At 71.4% G+C, this 21,593-nt stretch carries 19 protein-coding genes; 12 read left to right on the top strand and 7 right to left on the bottom strand.

Going from position 1 to position 21,593, the window contains the following annotated elements; translation table 11 throughout:
• Positions 1-71 precede the first annotated feature (71 nt).
• Positions 72-2,273, top strand: coding sequence for a 3-hydroxyacyl-CoA dehydrogenase NAD-binding domain-containing protein (locus tag ABD691_RS12935; protein WP_344679865.1), 2,202 nt, complete (start codon positions 72-74; stop codon positions 2,271-2,273).
• Between the two features lie 51 nt (positions 2,274-2,324).
• Here ABD691_RS12935 and ABD691_RS12930 read toward each other — a convergent pair whose 3' ends face one another.
• The gene (locus ABD691_RS12930) at positions 2,325-3,101 is read right to left on the bottom strand and encodes a hypothetical protein (RefSeq protein WP_344679864.1); all 777 of its coding nucleotides are present in this window, start codon (positions 3,099-3,101) and stop codon (positions 2,325-2,327) included.
• Between the two features lie 152 nt (positions 3,102-3,253).
• Positions 3,254-3,874, bottom strand: coding sequence for a TetR/AcrR family transcriptional regulator (locus ABD691_RS12925; RefSeq protein WP_344679863.1), 621 nt, complete (start codon positions 3,872-3,874; stop codon positions 3,254-3,256).
• An 82-nt stretch (positions 3,875-3,956) separates the two neighbouring features.
• Here ABD691_RS12925 and ABD691_RS12920 point away from each other — a divergent pair, with 82 nt between their 5' ends.
• Positions 3,957-5,465, top strand: coding sequence for a flavin-containing monooxygenase (locus ABD691_RS12920; protein ID WP_344679862.1), 1,509 nt, complete (start codon positions 3,957-3,959; stop codon positions 5,463-5,465).
• Positions 5,466-5,629: 164 nt separating this feature from the next.
• On the top strand, positions 5,630-6,583 hold the full coding sequence (locus tag ABD691_RS12915; RefSeq protein WP_344679861.1) for a DUF6319 family protein: 954 nt from the start codon (positions 5,630-5,632) through the stop codon (positions 6,581-6,583).
• 240 nt (positions 6,584-6,823) lie between these two features.
• Here the strand turns inward: ABD691_RS12915 and ABD691_RS12910 are convergent, their stop codons facing one another.
• Positions 6,824-8,050: a M14 family zinc carboxypeptidase gene (locus ABD691_RS12910; protein ID WP_344679860.1), complete on the bottom strand. Its 1,227-nt coding sequence runs from the start codon at positions 8,048-8,050 to the stop codon at positions 6,824-6,826.
• Positions 8,051-8,168: 118 nt separating this feature from the next.
• Between ABD691_RS12910 and ABD691_RS12905 the strand changes: the two genes are divergently transcribed.
• The 3 genes from ABD691_RS12905 (at position 8,169) to ABD691_RS12895 (ending at position 10,996) form a co-directional block, all read left to right on the top strand.
• Positions 8,169-9,290, top strand: coding sequence for an MFS transporter (locus ABD691_RS12905; RefSeq protein WP_344679859.1), 1,122 nt, complete (start codon positions 8,169-8,171; stop codon positions 9,288-9,290).
• A gap of 108 nt (positions 9,291-9,398) precedes the next feature.
• Entirely contained in the window at positions 9,399-10,385 is a 987-nt protein-coding gene (locus ABD691_RS12900; RefSeq protein WP_344679948.1) for a glycerophosphodiester phosphodiesterase, read from the top strand.
• A 209-nt stretch (positions 10,386-10,594) separates the two neighbouring features.
• The gene (locus ABD691_RS12895) at positions 10,595-10,996 is read left to right on the top strand and encodes a hypothetical protein (protein WP_344679858.1); all 402 of its coding nucleotides are present in this window, start codon (positions 10,595-10,597) and stop codon (positions 10,994-10,996) included.
• On the opposite strand, the gene ABD691_RS12890 is transcribed toward ABD691_RS12895, so the two are convergent.
• Positions 10,989-11,366, bottom strand: a complete 378-nt coding sequence (locus ABD691_RS12890; RefSeq protein ID WP_344679857.1) for a hypothetical protein — start codon at positions 11,364-11,366, stop codon at positions 10,989-10,991. The two genes, ABD691_RS12895 and ABD691_RS12890, sit on opposite strands and share 8 nt — an antisense overlap.
• A 277-nt stretch (positions 11,367-11,643) precedes the next feature.
• Between ABD691_RS12890 and ABD691_RS12885 the strand changes: the two genes are divergently transcribed.
• From ABD691_RS12885 to ABD691_RS12860, 6 genes are all read left to right on the top strand, one after another.
• Positions 11,644-13,758, top strand: a complete 2,115-nt coding sequence (locus ABD691_RS12885) for a transglycosylase domain-containing protein (RefSeq protein WP_344679856.1) — start codon at positions 11,644-11,646, stop codon at positions 13,756-13,758.
• Between the two features lie 136 nt (positions 13,759-13,894).
• The gene (locus ABD691_RS12880) at positions 13,895-14,839 is read left to right on the top strand and encodes a CPBP family intramembrane glutamic endopeptidase (RefSeq protein WP_344679855.1); all 945 of its coding nucleotides are present in this window, start codon (positions 13,895-13,897) and stop codon (positions 14,837-14,839) included.
• A gap of 46 nt (positions 14,840-14,885) precedes the next feature.
• On the top strand, positions 14,886-16,244 hold the full coding sequence (locus ABD691_RS12875; RefSeq protein ID WP_344679854.1) for a serine hydrolase domain-containing protein: 1,359 nt from the start codon (positions 14,886-14,888) through the stop codon (positions 16,242-16,244).
• Positions 16,245-16,313: 69 nt separating this feature from the next.
• A complete protein-coding gene (locus tag ABD691_RS12870) occupies positions 16,314-17,384 on the top strand; it encodes a 3-deoxy-7-phosphoheptulonate synthase (RefSeq protein ID WP_344679853.1) in 1,071 nt (356 codons plus the stop codon).
• A gap of 26 nt (positions 17,385-17,410) precedes the next feature.
• Positions 17,411-17,845, top strand: a complete 435-nt coding sequence (arfB, locus tag ABD691_RS12865; protein ID WP_344679852.1) for an alternative ribosome rescue aminoacyl-tRNA hydrolase ArfB — start codon at positions 17,411-17,413, stop codon at positions 17,843-17,845.
• 61 nt (positions 17,846-17,906) lie between these two features.
• Positions 17,907-18,830 carry a patatin-like phospholipase family protein gene (locus ABD691_RS12860; RefSeq protein ID WP_344679851.1) on the top strand — a complete coding sequence of 308 codons (924 nt, stop codon included), beginning with the start codon at positions 17,907-17,909 and terminating at the stop codon, positions 18,828-18,830.
• A gap of 82 nt (positions 18,831-18,912) precedes the next feature.
• Here the strand turns inward: ABD691_RS12860 and ABD691_RS12855 are convergent, their stop codons facing one another.
• The 3 genes from ABD691_RS12855 to ABD691_RS12845 form a co-directional block, all read right to left on the bottom strand.
• On the bottom strand, positions 18,913-20,382 hold the full coding sequence (locus tag ABD691_RS12855; RefSeq protein WP_344679850.1) for a sodium:solute symporter family protein: 1,470 nt from the start codon (positions 20,380-20,382) through the stop codon (positions 18,913-18,915).
• The gene (locus tag ABD691_RS12850; RefSeq protein ID WP_344679849.1) at positions 20,379-20,600 is read right to left on the bottom strand and encodes a DUF3311 domain-containing protein; all 222 of its coding nucleotides are present in this window, start codon (positions 20,598-20,600) and stop codon (positions 20,379-20,381) included. The genes ABD691_RS12855 and ABD691_RS12850 overlap by 4 nt, the downstream gene beginning before the upstream one ends.
• Before the next feature lie 75 nt (positions 20,601-20,675).
• Positions 20,676-21,578, bottom strand: coding sequence for a DMT family transporter (locus tag ABD691_RS12845; protein ID WP_344679848.1), 903 nt, complete (start codon positions 21,576-21,578; stop codon positions 20,676-20,678).
• Positions 21,579-21,593 lie beyond the last annotated feature (15 nt).

Here is a 21,593-nt window from a genome sequence, read left to right as displayed (position 1 = left end):
TCGAAGATCCGCGACAGGCACTGAGGTTCCGCCGACCACCGCTACCCAAGACGAGTACGGAGACACCCTTGATGAGCAGCATCCGCTGGAGCGACGACGACGGCATCGTCGTGCTGACCCTGGACGACCCCGAGCAGCAGGCCAACACCATGAACGAGCGCTACATCCGCTCGATGGCCGAGACCGTGGACCGGCTGGAAGCCGAGCGGGAGAGCATCACCGGCGTCGTCATCACCTCCGCCAAGAGCACCTTCTTCGCAGGCGGCGACCTGCGCGACCTGATCCGCGCCCGCCCGGGCGACATCGAGCGGGTCTCCGAGACCAGCACCACCGTCAAGCGCCAGCTGCGCAGGCTGGAGACGCTGGGCGTGCCGGTCGTCGCCGCGCTCAACGGCACCGCCCTCGGCGGCGGCCTGGAGATCGCGCTGGCCTGCCACCACCGGATCGCGGTGGACGACGACGGTTCCCGGTTCGGCTTCCCCGAGGTCACCCTCGGCCTGCTGCCCGGCGCCGGCGGTGTCGTGCGCACCGTGCGGCTGCTCGGCATCGCCGACGCCCTGGTCCACGTGCTCACCCAGGGGCAGCGGCTGCGCCCCGGCCGCGCCAAGGAGCTCGGCCTGATCGACGAGCTCGTCGACTCGCCCGACCAGCTGCTGGCCGCGGCCAAGGAGTGGATCCGGGCCAACCCGGAGGCCGTCCAGCCCTGGGACACCAAGGGCCACAAGATCCCCGGCGGCACTCCGTCGAACCCGAAGTTCGCGGCGAACCTGCCCGCCTTCCCGGCCAACCTGCGCAAGCAGCTCAAGGGCGCGCCGTACCCGGCACCGCGCAACATCCTCAGCGCGGCCGTCGAGGGCTCGCAGGTCGACGTCGACACCGCCTTCGAGATCGAGGGCCGCTACTTCCTGGAGCTGGTCTGCGGCCAGACCTCCAAGAACATGAGCAAGGCCTTCTTCTTCGACCTCCAGCACGTCAACTCCGGCGGCTCCCGCCCGGACGGCTTCGAGCCGTGGAAGGCGACCAAGGTCGCGGTGCTCGGCGGCGGCATGATGGGCGCGGGCATCGCCTACGTCTGCGCCAAGGCCGGGATGCAGGTCGTGATCAAGGACGTCTCGCCGGCCGCGGCCGAGAAGGGCAAGGCGTACTCGGCGACCGTGCAGGACAAGGCCATCGCCAAGGGCCGCTCGACCGAGGCGGAGCGGGACGAGCTGCTGGCCCGGATCACCCCGACCGACCAGGCCGCCGACCTCGCGGGCGCGGACCTGGTGATCGAGGCGGTGTTCGAGGACACCAAGCTCAAGCACCAGGTCTACGCCGAGATCGAGGACGTCATCGACCCGGACGCCCTGTTCTGCTCCAACACCTCGACGCTTCCGATCACCTCGCTGGCCGAGGGGGTCAAGCGGCAGGAGGACTTCATCGGCCTGCACTTCTTCTCCCCGGTGGACAAGATGCCGCTGGTGGAGATCATCCGCGGCGAGCGGACCAGCGACCGCGCGCTGGCCAGGGCCTTCGACGTGGTGCGGCAGATCAACAAGACCCCGATCGTGGTCAACGACAGCCGCGGCTTCTTCACCAGCCGGGTCATCGGCACCTTCCTCAACGAGGGGGTGGCCATGCTCGCCGAGGGCGTGCACCCGGCGTCGATCGAGCAGGCGTCGTCGCAGGCCGGGTTCCCGGCCCCGGTGCTCCAGCTGTTCGACGAGCTGACCCTGACGCTGCCGCGCAAGATCCGGGACGAGACCAGGCGCGCGATCGAGGCCCAGGGCGGGACCTACCCGTCGCATCCGGCAGACGGCGTGCTGGACCGGATGGTCGAGGAGTTCGACCGCAAGGGCCGCTCCAGCGGCGCCGGGTTCTACGACTACGTCGACGGCAAGCGCGCCGGCCTGTGGCCCGGGCTGCTGGAGCACTTCGGCACCGGCGCGGATCCGTCCGCTGTGGACCTGGTCGACCTGCGGGAGCGGATGCTGTTCATCGAGGCGCTGGAAACCGTGCGGTGCCTGGACGAGGGCGTCCTGACCTCGGTGCCGGACGCCAACATCGGCTCCATCTTCGGCATCGGGTTCCCGGCCTGGACCGGCGGGGTCGTGCAGTACATGAACGGCTACGCGGGCGGGCTGGCCGGATTCGTCAAGCGGGCCAAGGAGCTCGCGGCCCGCTACGGCGAGCGCTTCGAGCCGCCGGCGTCGCTGGTCGAGCGGGCGGACAAGGGCGAGCCGTTCGACCTGGGTGAGCCGGACGCGCAGGTGGTCGCCGCGGCCTCGGCGTGAGGCGCGCGAAAAAGGGCGCCGGGACCCCGGCGCCCTTTTCCCTGCCTGCGATCAGCTTCCGCTGACCATGCCCACGACGTCGACCGGTGCCTGCGGCACGCCGGTCGCGACGTTGTGCGTGGCACCGCCGACGGTGTCGTGCACGGCGCTGTCCAGCGACGGCAGCGCCGGGGTCCGGCGGACGGGACCGGACGTGCGCGGCTGCGGCAGCAGCCGGTCGACCACCGGCGCCTCGCGCACGACCGGGACGACCTTGCCGACCATGCGGGCCGGGTTGACCGGGCGATCCTGCGCGTAACCGCGGACGAAGTCGAGCGTGAAGGCCGTGTCGACCGCCGAGACGCCCTCGTGGTTCGGTCCGCGCGGGCCGACCTCGGCGTTGAGCACCCCGCCGGGACCGGGCAGCCTGTTGAACCCGGCGACGTTGTCCGGCCGGACCCCGACGCCCACGGTGGGCCGGGCCTTGGCGGTCTCCTGCACCAGCATGCTCTCGCCGTAGACGACGCCCAGCGTCTCGACGGCGGTCTGCGGCGACAGCCCGTGGCGCGCTGATCGGGCCAGCCCGTCCTTCGTGCGCACGACGTGCCCGCCGACCTCCTTGACCAGGGTCGGGACGGCCACGTGCGCACCGCCGTCGAGGCACGGTTCCGGGGCGCGGTGCTTGGAACAGCCGTCGACCGGCAGGTTCACCTCGACGTTGTCCGGAATGCCTGCGCGCTCGGGACCGGCGGGGGCAGCCTCGGCGGAGGGGACGAACCCGCCGCCGACCGCGGTCACCCCCGCGGCCACGACGGCTGCCTGCAAGGTGCGAGCGGTCCATTGGGACAAGGTGGTTTCTCCTCCGGGTTCGGTGGGCGGCCGTCGGCGTCCGGAATGCCGGCCGCCGACACGTCCGCCATCGGACACCCCGGGAACCCGCTTGATCGCGAACCGGAGAACAACCCCCGAACGGGTGGCAATCTCGGCTTGCGGTTCCGGGACTAACCGGCCGGCGGCTGCAAGCTGGGCAGCAGCAGGGCGAACAGGTGCCGGGTCGCGTCCTCGGCGGTGATGTCGGGACGGCCCTCCCGCCACAGCGCGAGCCGCTCGGCGGCGCCGATGATCGACTCGGCGAACGCCTCCAGCTGCACCGGATCGAGGTCGGGCCTGCTGACCTGGAGCAGCCCCATGGTCACCTCGGTCTGCTGCGCGCGGATCGACTCGAGCTCGGTGTGCACCGACGAGTTCGGGATCGCGGCCTCGTTGCGCAGCAGCGCCCACGCCTGCGCGTGCTCCTCGCCGAACCGGAAGAACGCCTGGAGGCAGTCGTGCAGCAGCTGCTCGGGGCCCTCGGCCCTGGCCGCCGCGCGGGTGGTGGCGTCCAGCAGTTCGCGCTTGGCCCGTTCCAGGCAGGCCAGCAGCAGCCCCTCCTTGGAGCCGAAGTACTCGTAGAGCATCGGTTTGGACAGGCCGACGCGCTGTGCGATCTCGTCCATCGACGTGTCCTGGTAACCGCCGGCGGCGAAGACCTGCTCGGCCACCTCCAGGATCTGCCGTTCGCGTTCGGCGCGGGGGAGGCGCTTGCGTCCGGACGGTTGGGCGGGTGCCTGCTGGATCTCCACGAACACACCCTACCGGAAGTAACCTACTCGTAGTAGCCTACTGGCCGGTAGGCAGTGGGTGGCACGATCCGAGGAGGCCCGAATGGCGAAGCAGCCGCGGTCCCGGCGCACTTCGAAGAAGCAGACGCACACCACGTCCGTCGTCATCGTCGGCACCGGATTCTCCGGGCTCGGCATGGCGATCAAGCTCAAGGAAGCCGGGATCCACGACTTCATCGTCCTGGAGAAGGCCGAGGACCTCGGCGGGACCTGGCGGGACAACACCTATCCGGGCTGCGCGTGCGACGTGCCGTCCCTGATGTACTCCTTCTCCTTCGAGCAGAACCCGGACTGGTCCCGGATGTTCGCCCGGCAGCAGGAGATCTCCGACTACCTCCAGCGCTGCGCCGACAAGTACGGCGTCCGCGAGCACATCCACTACGGCGTCGAGTTCACCGGCGCGGAGTACGACGACGCCACCCAGACCTGGCGCGTCTCCACCGCGGGCGGGACCGACTACGTCGGCCGGGCGCTGGTCTCCGGCGTCGGCGCCCTGCACATCCCCAGCTACCCCGAGCTCGACGGGATCGAGGGCTTCGAGGGCGAGGTCTTCCACTCCGCGCAGTGGAACCACGACTTCGACCTGGAGGGCAAGCGGGTCGCCGTGGTCGGCACCGGCGCCAGCGCCATCCAGTTCGTGCCGCGGATCGCCAAGAAGGTCTCCCGGCTGCACCTGTTCCAGCGCACCCCGCCGTGGATCCAGCCCAAGCCGGACCGGCCGATCCCGGAGGGCGTGCGCAAGCTGTTCCGCCGGGTGCCGCTGGTCCAGCGGTTCGCGCGCAACACCCTGTACTGGGTGCTGGAGTTGCGGTCGCTGGTGGTGCTCAGCCCCCGGTTCGGCTGGATCGCCGAGCGGCTGTCCCGCCGCTACATCCGAAGGGTGGTCAAGGACCCGGCGGTGCGCGAGGCCGTCACGCCGGACTACTCGATGGGCTGCAAGCGGATCCTGCTCTCCAGCGACTACTACCCGGCGCTCAACCGGTCCAACGTGGACCTGCGGACCAGCGGGATCAAGGAGGTCCGGAAGAACTCCGTGGTCACCGGGGACGGCGAGGAGCACGAGGTCGACGCCATCATCTACGGCACCGGGTTCCACGTCACCGACGCCTTCGACCACCTCGACGTCGTCGGCCGCGAGGGGCGCAAGCTGCAGGACGCCTGGAAGGACGGGATGGAGGCGCACCTGGGCATCACGGTCTCCGGCTTCCCGAACCTGTTCTTCCTGCTGGGGCCCAACACCGGGCTCGGCCACAACTCCGTGGTCTTCATGATCGAGTCCCAGCTCAACTACGCGCTCAGCGCGCTGAAGCAGATCTGCCGCGGCGAGATCAGGCAGCTCGACGTCCGCAAGTCCGTGCAGGACGAGTTCAACGCCGAGATCCAGTCCAAGCTGACCGACGCGGTGTGGAACGCAGGCGGGTGCCGGAGCTGGTACCTCGACGCCAACGGCGTGAACCGCACCATCTGGCCCGGGCTCACGTGGAAGTACTGGGCGCGCACCAGGAAGGTGAATCCGGCGGACTACGAGATCCAGGCGGCGGGGCGCCGTTGAGCCTTCGCACGGGCGTTCGATATAGTGCGGTCGTCACTGTCGAACCCGACCCGGCTTGCCAACCTCTCTGGCGTGCGCCGAACCTCTCCGGCGTGCGCTGGACATCTCCGGTGTGCATCGGAGAACCCGGGCAGCGCCGGGCATCCCTTGAGCGAGGGGCGCCGATGTCTCAGGCCCGTCCGCTGTCGTCCGACGAGATCCGCGGCCTCCGGGAAGAGCTCGCGGCGGGCAGCGCGCCGATGGTGTGGTTCACCGCCGCGGCCGTCGGCGTCACGGAGGGGCGGTCCGGCCGGGTCGTCGCCCTCGACGAGCCCGCCGAGGGCGACTTCATCCAGGTCCGCCCGACGGGGTCGAAGGACGTGCTGTCCTTCTCCGCTGGAGAGGTGACGCTGGTGAAGCCGCCGCGCAAGCGGTCGGACCGGTCCGAGGGGCAGCGGGCGAAGCCCGCTGGTTCCGGCGCGTCGGCGGGGTCCGCGTCGGCGGCGGGGTCTGGCTCGGCGGGGTCGAAATCCGGCCTTGCGGAGCGGAATTCCGGCTCTGCGGCCGAGAGCTCCGCGTCTCCGGCGCCGAAGTCCGGCCCGGCGGCGCAGAGCTCAGGCCCGGCGGGGCAGAGCTCAGGCCCGGCGGGGCAGAAGTCCAGCTCTGCGGCGTCGAAGTCCGGCCCAGCGGGGCAGAGTTCCAGCCCATCGGGGCAGAGTTCCAGCCCATCGGGGCCGAAGTCCGGCCCATCGGCGTCGAAGTCCGCCCCATCGGAGCGGAAATCCGTTCCGGCGCAGGCGAAATCCGCACCCGCGGTGACGACGTCCCAGGACTCGGCGGCCAAGCCCGCGGCGGCGCGCCGCAAGCCGAAGCAGCCCGCGGGCGCGACGGTCACGCTGACCGCGGACCAGGCAGGCCAGTGGAGCGTCGAGGTCAGCACCGGCAAGAAGCGGGTGCTGCGGCCGACCCCGGTGCCCGCCTCGGCCGTCGCCCAGGCGGCGAAGTCCCTGCACGCCGACGTCGCCGACGCCGTCGAGCCGCTGCTCGAAGCGGCCCGCGAACAGCAGCGGGTCCGCGTCGAGCAGCTCCAGCAGGAACTCGCCGACGCCCAGCGCATGCTGGACGAGCTGACCGAGTAGCACCGCGCCGACGCCCGGCTCCCGCGCGGCGCCCCGCGAAGACGTGCGGCTTCTGCGGCGCTCCGTGACGGTGTCCGGTTCCTGGGGCGCCCGGCGACGATGTGCGGCTCCTGCGACGCCCGCGAAGGCGCCCGGCTCCCGCGACTCGACGCCTACCCGCGACCCGACGCCCGGCGCCCGGCGCCCGGCGCCCTACAACTCGACGCCTACCCGCGACCCGACGCCCGACGCCCCAGCGCCCTACAACTCGACGTCCTCCAGGGTCCTGACCGTGCCGCGGTCGGTGGGCGGGATGCGGTCGTAGGCGGCGGGGTCGAGGTCGTGGACCTGGCCGCTCGCGACCGACGTCAGGATCCCGTCGAGCCCGATCCCCACCGCGCGGGTCAGCATCTCGCGGTGCTGCTCGCCGAGGGTCTGGGTCTGGCCGCGCACCTCGAACAGCACCGCGCCGCTGCCGTTGAGCTGGAAGGAGCCGAGCCCGGTGCCCGGCAGGTTGATGTCCTGCGGGTAGAGCGTGATGTTGCCGAAGTCCGGGTTCTGGCCGGCCGCGGCCTGCAACGCGTTGTAGGCGGCCACGTTCAGCTGCTTCGAGTACTCCGGCCGGAAACCCTCCGCGAACCGGGCGTAGGGCGATCCGGGTGCGTTCGGGTCGTCGACGAACTTGCCGGACAACGACATCGTCACGAACCGGTCGGTCCCCGGGACCTTGTAGCAGGCGCCCTGGTGGTGCAGGTCGATGTAGCTGTCCACCCCGCCGAACTCGCGCTGGAGCGAGCGGTACACGTCGCGGACGGTGCTCGTCTCGGGGCTGATGAACCAGCCCGGCCGGTCGCTGGCGCCGGGGAAGTCCGCGGGCTGCGGCTGGTAGCCGAGGTCGGGGTTGTAGTCGCGGTTGACGTCGAAGCCGGGCTGCTGCGAGTAGTCGTCACCCTGCATCGAGCCGGTGTAGTAGTTCCACGGCGGTGCAGCGGTGGCCAGCTGCGGGTGCCGGGCCTGGACCTCCTCCCAGGTCATGTCGTTGCCTCGGCGGTCGAGCGCGCCCGCGTCCGGGTTGATCTTCGGCATGGCGACCACGGTCAGCTCGGAGCGGATCTGCTCCGCCCGCGGCGAGTCCGAGGTGCCGAGGAAGTCCAGCAGGTCCAGGACCGCGTCCGGGCCGGTCTTCTCGTTGCCGTGGATCTCCGCGGTGATCAGCACGACCTTCGGACCGGTGCCGACCCGCGCGGTCAGCATCCCGCGCCCCCGGTTGGACTCGCCCGCCTGCTCCACGGCGACCCGGTTCCGGCTCACCCGCTCGATCCTGGCCAGCTCGACCTGCAGCTCGTCGTAGCTGGTGAACTCGGTGATCGGGTTCTCCCGCGGTTCCTCGCTGCACGGCGCGGGCGGCGGGGCGGTGGCGGCGGCCGGCGCGGTGAACGCGGTCCCGGTCACGACGGCGGCCAACGCCAGTGCTCGAAAACGTCGCATGACGCACTCCTCGACATCGGTTGGTGATCACAGCCAAACCGACCGTGCGCCACCGGACAATCGGCCAACCGCTGGGAAGGGTTGGACCTTTGCTCATCCGTGCGCCTAAGAAGGACCCATGCGAGCAGAATCCCGCAGTCCCCTGCACCGGCGTTCGTTCCGCCTGATGCTCTCCGCCGTCCTCGGTGGGTTCGCCGGGTACGTCCTGCTGCTGCCGGTGGTGCCGTTGTGGGCGGTGGTCGGTGGCGCCGGGGAGATCGCCGCCGGGGCGACCAACGCCGTGTTCATGCTGGTCACGGTGCTCACGCAGGTCGCGATGCCGTGGCTGTTGCGCCGGGTGGAGCACCGGGCCGCGCTGGGCCTGGGCACGCTGGTGATCGGGCTGCCGACGCCGCTTTTCGCCGTATCGAGCGACATGTGGGCGCTGCTGGTCGTCTCCGGCCTGCGCGGGATCGGCTTCGGGATGCTGACCGTGGCGGGCAGCGCGCTGGTCGCCGAGCTGGTGCCGCCGGAGATGCGCGGCCGGGCCGCGGGGATGTACGGGCTGGCGGTGGGGCTGCCCAACGTCGTGTTCCTGCCCGCCGGCGTGTGGCTGGCGCAGAACGCGGGCTTCGCGCCGCTGTTCTGGATCGCGACCGCAGTGCCGGTGGTGCTGTCGGCGGCGGTGTTCTGGATCGAGCGGGTGCGGCCGGAGGCGCCACCGTCGAACCGGACCTTCCCGGTGACGCTGCTCTCGCTGTGGGTGGTGATGTGCGTGGTCGCGACCGCTGCGGGCGGGCTGGTCTCGTTCCTGCCGCTCGCGGTCGACGCGTCGGTGGTCGCGGCCGGGCTGCTGGCCTTCGGCGTGGCGACCGTGGTCGGTCGCTGGCTCGCGGGCCAGCTCGGCGACCGGTTCGGATCGCGGCCGGTCCTGGTGCCGGCCGTGGTGCTCGGCGGCCTCGGCGCAGCGGCGGTCGCTGCGGCCTCTGCGGGGGCCACCGCGCTCGCGGTGGTCGGCGCGTTCGCGCTCGGCGCCGGCTTCGGTGCGGTGCAGAACGTCACGCTCGTGGCGATGTTCGAGCGCGCGGACTCGGGCGCGGCCAGCACCGCGTGGAACATCGCCTACGACGCGGGCAACGGCATCGGCGCGGTCGGGTTCGGCGTCGTGGTGTCGGCGACCGACTACGCGGTGACCTTCGCGGTGGCCGCCGCGTTCGTGCTCGCCTGCGTTCCGCTTGCGGTCGGGCGCACCGGTCGCTGAAAAGTCGCCGAAAGGTCATCTTCCGCACGCCCGCCGACCACGCGGGCCTGCGATCGTGCCGCCGTGAAACTCGTGCGCGCGATCGCGGTGGCCGCTGCCGCCCTGCTGATGATCCCGGCCTCGGCGCAGGCCGACCCGGAATTCGACCTCCAGGCTCACCGCGGCGGCATCGCCTACTACCCGGAGGCGACGCTGCCAGCGTTCGCAAACGCGCTGCGGATCGGCGTGACCACGCTGGAGCTCGACGTCCAGATCACCGCCGACGGCCGGGAGGTCGTCACCCACGACCGCAGGATCAAACCGGAGAAGTGCCGGGACACCGCGCCGCTGTTCCCCGGCGACCCGGAGTTCCCGTACGCGGGCAAGTACGTCAAGGACCTCACCTTCGACCAGGTGCGGACCCTGGACTGCGGTTCGCAGACCCTGCCCGGCTACCCGGAGCAGCAGCCCGCGCCCGGCGCGAAGATGCCGACGCTGCGCGAGGTCTTCTCGCTGGTCCACCGCTGCCACGCCACCGAGGTGCGGTTCAACATCGAGGCCAAGGTCGAGGCCGCCGCTCCGGAGGAGACCGCGCCGCGCGAGCAGTTCGTGCGGGTGGTCGCCGACGAGGTCCGCCGGGCCGGGTTGCTGCGGCGGGTGACCGTCCAGAGCTTCGACTGGGGTGCCCTGCGGCTGATGCGGGAGGTGGAGCCGCGGCTGCCGGTGGTCGCGCTGACCGAGCCGAAGTTCCTGGAGGCCGGCCAGCCCGGAGCGTCGCCGTGGCTGGGCGGGCTCGACATCGACGACTTCGGCGGCAGCCCGGTGCGGGCGGTGCGGACCTTCGGCGCGTCGGCGCTGTCGCCGCTGCACGGCACCCCGCAGGGCGGCGCGGTCGGCGATCCGGACTACGTGCCGTTCACCACGCCGGAACTGGTCGCCGAGGCGCACGAGGCGGGCATCGCGGTCATCCCGTGGACGGTGAACGACGAGCCCACCATGAACGCCCTGATCGACACCGGCGTGGACGGCCTGATCACCGACTACCCGGCCCGCCTGCGGGAGCTGTTGCAGTCCCGGGGCATCGAGGTGGCAGATCCCGTCGAGAACTGCGCGTGAAGGCCGTATTTCAACTCGGCTTGCTTGACAGCGCGGGTAGCGGAACCTCAGGCGTCCTCTGACTGCGGGATCGCAGACTCGCGTATGTCCAATACGCGACGCTAGCGCTGTCCTCGCCAGAGAACGCCTGAGAACCCGCGGCGGTGCCGGTTGCGTGCGTGGGCCAAGCGGCTGCCGCCGCTTACGAAACAGCACCTAGACTCTGGGGTGTGAACCGCAGCCTTTTGACCCCGCGCTGGCTGGGGCTGCACACGCTCTTCCTCGCGGCCACGATCGCCACCGGGTTCCTCGCCCGGTGGCAGTGGGACCGCGCGCACGAGGCGGGCGGTAGCGCGCAGAACCTCGGCTACGCGCTGATGTGGCCGCTGTTCGGCGCGTTCACGGTCTTCCTGTGGGTGCGGGTGGCCCGCATGCACAAGGGCACCGACAGGGCGGTCCGGTCCGAGCCGGAGACCCCGGTGGTGTCCGAAGTCACAGCGCGGGAGCAGGCGCGCAAGCGACCGCTGGTCCCGCCGCCCGCGCCGCCCGTGGACGCCGACGAGGATCCGGAACTCGCCGCCTACAACCGATATCTGGCCGAACTGGACGAAACCGACCGCCGGGTCAGTTGAACGTGATCCCGCCGTGGATCTCGCGCGCCTGGATCAGCTTGTCGACGTTGCCGTGGTTGACGTTCACCACGCTGTCGTCGCTGGCCCTGATGTCGTGATGCACCTGCGCGCCTTCGGTGCGCAGCTGCTCGGCGAACTCCGCGTCCTCCTGCGAGGCGCGGTCGAGCCGTTCGGCGAGCGCCTTGATCTGCGGTTCTCCGGGGTCGTTCTCCGCCGCTTCGAGCGCGGCCAGCGTCTCGGGGTCCTCGTCCGACCGGCGCCGGAGCAGGTCGCGCACCTTCACCAGAGCCTTCGCCCCGGCCGCGGTCAGCGCGGTCGCGGCCTGGCCGACGAGGGCGGTGGCCAGCGAGTCCAGGAACGGATCGGTCATGCGTCCCTCCAGCAATCGAGTCGTTCGTTCACCAAGTGTAGTGAGATGATCGCGTTCGTGGTGCGGCCTCGGCATGATCGGCGGCCGGCCCTATGCTTGCGGAGGGCTGGGGAATCGATCGTTCGGCGCGGCTCGGCGCCACTCGGCGATGTGATATCAACGGACTGACCGACGAAGTTTCGGGTGCCGGGATCGGTGCTTCTCCCGCGGATGTCGGGGCGGACGTCGGTGACCGTCCGCGGAACCGCGTTGCGGTGATCAAGTCGCGTGACACTTGATGATTGGGGCTGGCGTGCGCAGCGGCGTACTACTGAAGATGTTCGGGCTCTGCGTCCTCGCGGGCGTGCTGGTGGCAAGCCTGATGATGCCGCTGGCCACCGGCGCGGGTGCGATGGTCAACCAGGCCACCGACGCGATGTCCAGGATGTCGGGCTCGCTCGCCAGGCAGGACATGCCGCAGGTGTCCACGATCACCGACAAGGACGGCGAGCCGATCGCCTACTTCTTCGACGACTACCGGGTGGAGACCCCGTCGTCGCAGATCCCGGACACCATGAAGGCCGCCATCACCGCGGTGGAGGACAAGCGGTTCTGGGACCACGGCGGCGTGGACTGGCAGGGCACCATGCGCGCGCTGGCCACCAACATCAGCAGCGGTGAGACCGCGCAGGGCGCGTCGACGATCACCCAGCAGTACGTCAAGAACTACCTCGTGCACGTGGTCGCGCAGAACGAGGTCGAGGCCGAGCGCGCCAAGGAGAGCACGATCGCGCGCAAGCTCCGCGAGGCCAAGATCGCGGTCGAGCTGGAGCGGACCATGGGCAAGGAGGAGATCCTCACCGGATACCTCAACGTGGTCCCGTTCGGCAACCAGACCTTCGGCGTCGGCGCCGCCGCGCAGACCTACTTCGGCACCACGCCGGACAAGCTGACCATCGCGCAGTCCGCGCTGCTGGCCGCGATCGTCAACCAGCCCGGATCGCTGAACCCCAACAGCAACCCGGCGGACGCGCTGGCGCGCCGCAACCTGGTGATCGACCTGATGGCCGACCCGCACAACAACAAGCGGATCACGCCGGAGGACGCCGAGCGCGCCAAGCAGGAGCCGCTGGGCGTGATGTCGCCGCTGGGCCGCCCGCCGAACGGCTGCGTCGGTCTCGGCGACGGCACCACCGACGGCTTCTTCTGCTCCTACGTCAAGGACTACCTGGAGCAGGTGGGCATCGACTCCGACCAGCTCAAGTCCGGCGGCTACACCGTCCGCACCACGCTGGACCGCACGTCCAGCGACGCGGCCAAGGAGGCGGCCGAGAAGCAGGTCCCGACCCAGACCGAGGGCATCGCGAACGTGATGTCGGTGGTCGAGCCGGGGACCGACAAGCACAAGGTGCGCGCCCTGGTCGCCAACCGCGACTTCGGCAACGACCTGAACAAGGGGCAGAGCGCCTACGACATCGTCAGCAAGGTCCAGCCCTTCGGCGCCGGTTCGATCTACAAGGTGTTCACCGCCGCGTCGGCGATCGAGCAGGGCATGAGCATCTACGACACGGTCGACGTGCCGCCGAGCTACACCTCCCGCGTCTACAAGAACGGCACGGCCCCCTACACCGTGGGCAACGCCGACGGCGTGACGCCGGGACCGCGCACGTTGCAGATGGCGCTCGCGACCTCGCCGAACACCGCGTTCGTCGCGCTCTCGGAGCGGGCCGGGCTGAGCAACGTCGTCGACATGGCGGCCCGGCTGGGCCTGCGGCACGGCATGAACGGCGTGAACTCCAGCGGGCAGACGCTGAAGGCCGACGGGTCCAACGGACCGTCCCAGGCGGACGCGATCAAGAAGGGCAACCGGGGCGCGTTCACCCTCGGCTACACCCCGACCAGCGTGCTGGAGCTGTCCAACGTCGCCGCGACGATCATGAGCGGCGGCGTGTACTGCCCGCCGACGCCGATCGAGGAGGTCACCGACCGGCACGGCAACCCGGTGCGGCTCAACGAGGCCCCCTGCGAGCAGGCGGTGTCCAAGCACGTCGCCGACCAGCTGGCCCAGGGCATGAGCAAGGACGACACCGACGGCACCTCCCGCCAGGCGGCCCAGGCCGTGGGCTGGAACCGCCCGATGATCGGCAAGACCGGGACGACCCAGGAGCACAAGTCGGCGGGCTTCCTGGCCGCCACCCCGCAGATGGCGGGCGCGGTGCTGACCTACGCCGACGGCAACAGCCCGCAGGGCATCTGCGACAGCGGCAACGACGCGCCGCCGTACCTGTGCGGCAAGCACGGCGGCAACATCTACGGCGGCAAGGTGCCCGCCCGCACCTGGTTCGACGCGATGACCAGGATCCACGCGGACAAGCCGCCCGCGCCGCTTCCCGGCGCACCGCCCGCTCCGTGACGCAGCCGAAGAAGGGACCTTCCGCCGGGAGGTCCCTTCTTCGTTGCCGCGGGGAGGAAATCCGCTTCGGACGGCCGCTCCGGAGCCCCGCCGATGCTGAGAAAGCCTCTCAGGAAGCGTTGGCAGAATGCCGGGGATGAACGACCGAGTCGACGTCCGGGGAACGGTCAGCTTCGTGGTCCTGGCCTACGTCCCGGCCTGGCTGCTGACGCTTCCGATGTGGCTCACCGGCGAAGGGCTGTCCTGGGCCTGGTCGCCGGTCGTGCTCGTGGCGATGATGTTCATGCCCGCGCTCGCCACCTTCGTGGTCAACCGGTGGATCAGCCCGCGGCCGGGCTTCCTGCGCTCGACCGGGGTCACCAACCCGGGCGGGTTCCGCCGCTGGTGGGGCTATCTGCTGCTCGCCTGGCTGGCGCCGCCGGTCGTGATGTTCCTGGCGCTGGTGGTGGGTTACGCGCTCGGCGTGTACGAGGCCGACTGGACCGGGTTCTCCGGCCTCGCCGAGCAGACGCGCTCCGTCGTCGTCGGCGCGCCGCCGGAGCCGGCCGGAGCGCTGGCGCTGTCCCAGATCGCGCAGGTCTTCCTGCTGGGCTGGCTCAACATCATCCCCGCGTTCGGCGAGGAGTGGGGCTGGCGCGGATACCTGACGCACGCGCTGCTGCCGCTCGGCCAGCCGGGCGCGATGCTGACGACCGGTGTGCTGTGGGGCCTCTGGCACGCGCCGGTGCTGGTCCTCGGCTACAACTACCCGACCGTTCCGGTGGTCGTCTCGTTCTTCATGATGGTGTGCTTCTGCGTGCTGGTGGGCGTGCTGCTGAGCTGGCTGCGGCTGGCGTCGGGCAGCGTGTGGCCCGCGGTCGTCGCGCACGGGTTCCTCAACGCTTCCGCCGGGCTCTCGGTGGTCTTCGGCGCGGCCGGGCATCCCGCCGACAACGCCTCGGTCGGCCTGCTGGGCTGGACCGGCTGGCTGGTGCTGGTCGTGCTGATCCTGCTGCTGGTGATGTTCGGCAGGCTCCCGGTCCGCTTCCCGGAGGAGTCCGCCGGCCTCACCCGCGGCGTCCGCCGCCTCAGCCGCCGCTGAGGCGATCGGGGCCGCACCCGCCGGACCCCGTGAAAGCATGGGGCGCATGACGAGTTTGCTCCCCACGACCGAGCGCGCCCTGCTGCACCGACTGGCGGTCGAGCAGCGCGACGGACGGGTTCCTTCGATCATCGCGGGCCTGGTCCGCGACGGCGAGACGATCTGGGTGGACGCACGCGGCGAGGTCGACGGCACCGCGCCGACCTCCGACACCCAGTACCGGGTCGGGTCGATCACCAAGACCTTCGTCGCCGTGCTGGTCCTGCGCCTGCGCGACGAGGGCAGGCTGGACCTGGCCGACAAGCTCGACCAGCACGTGCCGGGGACCTCGATCGGCAACCGCAGCATCACCGAGATCCTGACCCACTCCAGCGGTCTGACCGCCGAGCCCGCCGGTCCGTGGTGGGAGCGCACGCCCGGGGGCAGCGCCGGGGAGCTGCTGGCCACCCTCGACGGCAGCGGTCTGCGGCCCGCGCCGCGGCACGTCTTCCACTACTCCAACGTCGGTTTCGGGGTCCTCGGCGAACTGGTCGCCCGGCACCGCGGCCGGAGCTGGTTCGACGCCGCGCGCGAGGAGATCCTGGAACCGCTCGGCATGAACCGGACCACGCCCGCCCCGGTCGCCCCGCACGCGCGGGGCTGGGCGGTGCACCCGTGGGCGGACGTGCTGCTGCCGGAACCGGCCGAGGACGCCGGGGCGATGGCTCCGGCAGGCCAGCTCTGGTCCACTGTGGACGACATGGCGCGCTGGATCCGTTTCGTCGCGGGCGAAACCGGGGAGGTGCTGCACCCGGACACCGTCGCCGAGATGCGCGCGCCGGGCGCGGTGGACGACGGCGACCAGTGGCGCGCCGGGTTCGGCCTCGGGCTCCAGCTGTTCCGCCACGGCGGCCGCAGGCTGGCCGGGCACACCGGGTCCATGCCGGGCTTCCTCGCGACGATGCTGGCGAACCCGGCCGACGGCAGCGGCGCGGTGTTCATGGCGAACACCACCTCCGGGGTCGGCTCGGCGATCGTGCTGGACCTGCTGGACATCCTCGACAAGCACGAGCCGCGGATCCCCGAGCCCTGGAAGCCGCGCGCGGACGTGGACACCGCGCTGCTCGACCTGACCGGTCAGTGGTACTGGGGGCCGACGCCGCACGTGCTGCGGATCCTGCCGGACGGCCTGCTCGACCTCGTTCCGTGGCAGGGCAAGGGGCGCGCCTCCCGGTTCCGCTCGAACGGCGACGGCACGTGGACCGGGCTGGACGGCTACTACGCGGGCGAGGTGCTGCGCGTGGGCCGCGCGGCGGACGGGGCTCCGACGCACCTGGACCTGAACACGTTCATCTTCACCCGCACCCCCTACGCCGAGGACGCGCCGGTGCCCGGCGGGGTCGACGGCTGGCGGCCCGCGGAGTAGCCGAGCTCACCTCCCGTTCCACCGATCAATTAGGTTAGGTTTACCTACTGTTCGGGAGAGGGAGGTCGCATGGACTTCGCGGGCACTGCCGTGTCCCTACCGCCACCGGCAGCGACGGCGGCGGAACTGCCCGCCGGTACCGGGGTGGCCGAGCAGGTCCGCCGGTCCCGGGCGGACATCGCCGGGGTCCTCGACGGGCGTGACGACCGGCTGCTCGTCGTCGTCGGTCCGTGCTCGATCCACGACCCGGAGGCCGCCCGCACCTACGCCGGGCGGCTGCGGGGGATCGCGCGCGAGCTGGGCGACGATCTGCTGGTCGTCATGCGCACCTACTTCGAGAAGCCGCGCACCACGGTCGGCTGGGCCGGGCTGCTCACCGACCCGGACCTGGACGGCACCGCCGACCTGGCGCGCGGCCTGCGCACGGCGCGCCGGGTGCTGCTCGACGTCGCCGGGCTCGGCCTGCCCGCCGCGACCGAATGGCTGCACCCGCTGGCAGCCGCCCACCTCGGCGACCTCGTCGGCTACGGGGCGATCGGCGCCCGCACGGTGGAGAGCCAGATCCACCGCCAGCTCGCCAGCGCGCTGCCGATGCCGGTGGGCATGAAGAACGGGACCGGCGGATCGCTCCGGGTCGCGGTGGACGCGGTGATCGCGGCGGGCGCCCGGCACACCTTCCCGTGGGTCGGCGAGGACGGCTCGCCGACCGCGGTCCGCAGCCGCGGCAACCCGGACGCGCACGTGATCCTGCGCGGCGGGGCGGACGGGCCGAACTACGACCAGGTCTGGGTCAACCGGCTCTCCCGGCTGCTGCGCGAGTGCGGCCTGCCGCAGCGCGTGGTGATCGACGCCAGCCACGGCAACAGCGGCAAGAGCCACGCCAGGCAGCAGCGGGTGGCCGTCGAGATCGCCGCGCAGCTCGCCGCTGGCGCGACCGCGGTCCGCGGCGTGATGCTGGAGAGCTTCCTGCTGCCCGGCAGGCAGGACGCCGCGCTGGAGTACGGGCGGAGCATCACCGACGCCTGCATGGGCTGGGACGACACCGCCGACGTGCTGCGCGTGCTCGCCTCGGCGGTGCGGGCCAGGCGGCGGGCGGGCGCGGTCGCGGCCTGGATGGAGCCCACCCCGATGCCCGTGTGAGCCGCTGCCCCGGGCATGCTGGGGGCATGGCCGACGACCTGCCCGTGAACCGGCGGATCAGCATCCCGGCCGCGGAGCTGTCCGAGCGGTTCTCCCGGTCCTCGGGCCCCGGCGGGCAGGGCGTGAACACCACCGACTCCCGGGTCGAGCTGTCGTTCGACCTGGCCCGTTCCACCGCCTTCCCCGAGGACCTCCGGCAGCGGGCGCTGGACCGCCTCGCCCACCGGCTGGTCGACGGCGTGGTCACGATCGCGGCCTCCGAACACCGCTCGCAGCTCGCCAACCGGCAGGCCGCGCGGGAGCGCCTGGCCGCGCTGCTCGCCGAGGCGGTGCGCCCGCCGCCGCCCGCGCGGCGCAGGACGAAGCCGACCCGCGGTTCGCAGCAGCGGCGGCTGGCGGGCAAGAAGCGCCGCGGTGAGGTCAAGCGCAACCGGCGCCGAGGTGATCCGGGCGACGACTGAACACCGAAACCGCTGACCACGGCTAGCCTCGGAAGGAGAACGAGCAGAAAGGACCGTGCTGATGCGGACGGCGTGGGTTCTGCCGGGCGGCTCCACCTTCGGGGCGATCCAGGCCGGCTTGGTGACGTCACTGTTCGAGTCGGGCGTCGAGCCCGACATGGTCGTCGGCACCTCGGTCGGCTCGCTCAACGCCGCCTGGCTGGCCGGTGACCCGACCCCCGGCGGAGCGGTCAGGCTGCGCGAGCTGTGGCTGTCGATGCGGCGGTCCGACGTGTTCGGCATCCAGCCGTCGCGCGTGCTGGCGGGCAAGCTCGGCCTGACCAACCACCTGATCAGCAACCACGGCCTGGCCCGCTGGCTGCACCAGACGCTGCCGTTCCGGCGGCTCGAGGACGCCCGGATCCCGCTCACGGTCACCGCCACCGACGTCGACACCGGCGAGGCGGTGTACTTCGACCGCGGGCCCGCGCTGCCGCCGCTGGTCGCCTCCTGCTCGATCCCGGGGATGTTCCCGCCGATCAACGTCGACGGCCGCTGGCTGGTCGACGGCGGCCCGGCCGCGTTCATGCCGATCAGCCGGGCCGTCGAGCAGGGCGCGGAGCGGGTGTACGTGCTGCCCTGCGGCGGGACCGAGCCGTTCCAGTACAACCCGCGAAGGCGCGGGATCGGCGCGATCGCGACCTGGCCGCCGCCGAAGATCCCGCCGCGGTCGATCAGCGGGGTCAACGGCGCGGCGCTGGGCGCGGCGATGGTGGCGGCAGCCCGGCTGGACCTGCAGCTCAACGCCACCAGGTGCGAGCTCTACGTGCTGCCCGCGCCTTCGGTGATCGGGCTGTCGCCGTACTCCTTCGAACACGCCAGCGCGTTGATCGACGCCGCGTGGGAGATCGGCAAGCGCTGGTTCCCGACCGCCCGCCCGGTACCGGAGGGGCCGGTCGACATCGGTGGCCGACCCCTCGGCGAGAAGGCCACCGAACCGGCCTGACAGGTGCTCAGCGCAGCGCGGCGGCGTTTCACGGACACCGGTGTGTACCAGGCCGGAATCCGCCGTGGACAGACAGATCCGCTCAGCCGCGCGCGGGCACGGCCTCGGCGACGGCGAGCCGGTCGGCGGGGGTGTCCGCCGGCCGGGCCAGGCTCACGGCGATGTTGACCGCGAAATTCACCGCCAGGCCAAGCAAACCCGCGTTGATCCCGTGCCAGGGGTCGTTGCCGGTCGCCACCAGCAGCGCCACCACGAGCACGCCCGCGGCGAGGCCGCTCGCGGCGCCCGCGGTCGACATCCGCCGCCACAGCAGGCTCACCAGGACGACGGGCAGCAACTGCGCGAGCCCCTGGTAGGACAGCACCGACAGCTGCACCAGCGTCGACGGCGAGACGAACGTGAACAGCAGCGCGAGCAGCCCGACCAGCAATGTGACCAGCTGGGAGAGCTTCTTCTGGTGCGGCGCCGTGCGCGGGTGCGCCCCGAGCACGGACCGGCCCCACATCGTCCCGATCACGAGCATGAACACCGCCATCGGCACGATCGACGACAGCGCGCCCGCCACGCCGACCAGACCGACCAGCCAGGCCGGCATCGAGTCCACGACCAGTTCGAACATCGCCAGGTTCGAGTCCGCCAGGCCCGGCACCACGAACACCGCCGCCAGCCCGAGCAGGATCGGCACGAACAGCAGCACCTGGTAGAAGGGCATGATGATGGCGTTTCGGCGCAGCACTCCGGGATTCCGCGCGCCGAGGTACCCGGCGACCGTGGTCGGGAAGATCGTGTAGACGACGCCGTTGAGCAGCCCGGTGGTGGCGAACCACAGCACGCCCAGCGATTCCTTGCCGTGGCCGGGCAGCGCCAGCCACTGCGGGCGTTCGGCGACGAGCCTGCCCAGCAGTTCGCCGAAGCCGCCGAAGTAGTGCAGCGGCACGTGGACGAACACCACCAGCAGCGTGACGATCACCAGGACGTCCTTGAGGATCGACACCCACGCGCTGCCGCGCAGACCCGAGGCGACGACGAACGCCTCGGTGACCACGAACGCGATGACGTAGCCGGTCTCCAGACCGATCGTGCCGTAGCTGATGGTCGAGATGACCACGCCCATGCCGGTGATCAGCAGCTGGATGTAGGGCAGCAGGAACACCGTGGTCAGCACCGCGACCGCGCCGCCGAACAGCGGGGAGCCGAACCGGTGCGCGGTGATGTCGGTGATGTTGTGCAGCTGGTTCCGGTGCGCGTAGTGCCACAGGACGGGGCCCACCACGTAGCCGACGGCGAACCCGATCGCCAGGTAGGCGACCAGGTAGAACACCGGCATGCCGTAGTTGTAGGCCCAGCCGGCCGCGCCGAGGTAGCTGAAGCTGGTGTAGGTCTCCCCGGCCATCAGCACGAAGATCAGGACGACGCCGAGGCTGCGCCCGCCCACCGACCACTCCGCGAGGTTCGTCCGGTCCCGGCCGCGCAGCGAGAGCAGGCCCAGCGCGACCGCGCCGACGACGAACACCGCGAAGATCCCGACCGAGACCGCGGCGTTGGCGTTCATCCGGCGTCACCGCCGTCTCGGTCGGCCTTCCACAGCGGGTCGCCGCGGGCGGCCAGCCAGATGCACAGCGGTGTCAGCAGGGTCGACAGCAGGGTCCAGAACATGAAGAACGGCAACCCCAGCACGACGGGTTCGACCCGGTTGTACAGCGGCAGCGCCAGCAGGTAGAGCACCACCGGACCGAGCAGCCACCACAGCGATCTTCGCCCTGCGAACACCTCGACCTCCTCGCCGACCGGATCTGTCGGACCCTACGACGAAGTCCTGCGCCGAGCCGGGCTTTGTCGGGCGCCTCACGCGCTCCGGCGGTTGACGAGGAACACCCCGACGCCGGAGACGGCCATCCCGGCGAAGACGCCCGCGGTGATGCCCTGCCCGAGCAGCGGGACCGCGATCAGCGCGGTGACCGGGGGAACCAGGTAGAGCAGGCTCGTCGCCGCGCCGCCCGAACGCTGCCGCAGCAGGAGGAACAGCAGGAGCAGCCCGCCGATCGAGTTCACGCTCGCCAGCCAGGCCAGCGAACCCAGCGCCGCCGGGTTCAGCGGGATGGCCAGGCTGCCCTGCGCGAGGGCCAGCAGCAGGCTGGTCGCGGAGGAGCCGAGGAGCTGGATCGTGGTGCCGGTGCGCAGGTCGACGTCGACGCCGACGCCCTTCTGATACAGCGTCCCGCCCGCTAGCCCGAGCAGCGAGACGCCGGTCAGCGCGTAGCCCGCGATGTTCCCGCCGCCGGAGATGCTGCCGCTCAACGAGATTCCGACCCCGACGAGCCCGATCCCGAGCCCGGCCCACTGGATTCCGGTCAGCCGCTCGCCGAACAGCGGCACCCCGGCGGCGGCGACGATCAGCGGCGCGCTGCAGATGATCAGCGACGAGAGCCCGGCGGGCACGCCGAGGCCGAGACCGAGGTAGACGCCGCCGAGCTGCACGGTCTGCAGGAGGACGCCGATCACCAGCAGGTGCAGGTAGGTGCGCGGGCGGGTGGGCCACGGCGCGCGGGTGGCGAGGGAAACCGCGCCCAGCAGCAGGAAGGCGATGAAGAACCGCCAGAACACCAGCGCCAGCTGCGCACCGGCGTGCGCCCCGATGGTGCCTGCGAGGTAGCCGCTGCTCCAGATCAGGATGAAGGCCACCGGGAGCACGACGCGGACCCATCGCGGTGGGCTGGAAGTGGTGGGCCGGTCCTCGGCAAGGGTCACGACTGCTCCTTGTAA

The organism is Saccharopolyspora taberi (genome assembly GCF_039534165.1).
GTDB classification, from domain to species: domain Bacteria; phylum Actinomycetota; class Actinomycetes; order Mycobacteriales; family Pseudonocardiaceae; genus Saccharopolyspora_D; species Saccharopolyspora_D taberi.
The sequence above is the reverse complement of the archived record's forward strand: the minus strand, read 5'-3'. Positions and strand labels throughout refer to the sequence as shown.

Excerpts from the sequence above, each read along its gene's own strand:
- ABD691_RS12935 (WP_344679865.1), top strand. The coding sequence starts at position 72 with ATGAGCAGCATCCGCTGGAGCGACGACGACGGCATCGTCGTGCTGACC.
- ABD691_RS12910 (WP_344679860.1), bottom strand. The coding sequence starts at position 8,050 with ATGCGACGTTTTCGAGCACTGGCGTTGGCCGCCGTCGTGACCGGGACC.
- ABD691_RS12900 (WP_344679948.1), top strand. The coding sequence starts at position 9,399 with ATGATCCCGGCCTCGGCGCAGGCCGACCCGGAATTCGACCTCCAGGCT.
- ABD691_RS12920 (WP_344679862.1), top strand. The coding sequence starts at position 3,957 with ATGGCGAAGCAGCCGCGGTCCCGGCGCACTTCGAAGAAGCAGACGCAC.
- ABD691_RS12855 (WP_344679850.1), bottom strand. The coding sequence starts at position 20,382 with ATGAACGCCAACGCCGCGGTCTCGGTCGGGATCTTCGCGGTGTTCGTC.
- ABD691_RS12885 (WP_344679856.1), top strand. The coding sequence starts at position 11,644 with ATGATTGGGGCTGGCGTGCGCAGCGGCGTACTACTGAAGATGTTCGGG.
- ABD691_RS12890 (WP_344679857.1), bottom strand. The coding sequence starts at position 11,366 with ATGACCGATCCGTTCCTGGACTCGCTGGCCACCGCCCTCGTCGGCCAG.
- ABD691_RS12875 (WP_344679854.1), top strand. The coding sequence starts at position 14,886 with ATGACGAGTTTGCTCCCCACGACCGAGCGCGCCCTGCTGCACCGACTG.
- ABD691_RS12905 (WP_344679859.1), top strand. The coding sequence starts at position 8,169 with ATGCGAGCAGAATCCCGCAGTCCCCTGCACCGGCGTTCGTTCCGCCTG.
- ABD691_RS12915 (WP_344679861.1), top strand. The coding sequence starts at position 5,630 with ATGTCTCAGGCCCGTCCGCTGTCGTCCGACGAGATCCGCGGCCTCCGG.
- arfB (WP_344679852.1), top strand. The coding sequence starts at position 17,411 with ATGGCCGACGACCTGCCCGTGAACCGGCGGATCAGCATCCCGGCCGCG.
- ABD691_RS12870 (WP_344679853.1), top strand. The coding sequence starts at position 16,314 with ATGGACTTCGCGGGCACTGCCGTGTCCCTACCGCCACCGGCAGCGACG.
- ABD691_RS12860 (WP_344679851.1), top strand. The coding sequence starts at position 17,907 with ATGCGGACGGCGTGGGTTCTGCCGGGCGGCTCCACCTTCGGGGCGATC.
- ABD691_RS12880 (WP_344679855.1), top strand. The coding sequence starts at position 13,895 with ATGAACGACCGAGTCGACGTCCGGGGAACGGTCAGCTTCGTGGTCCTG.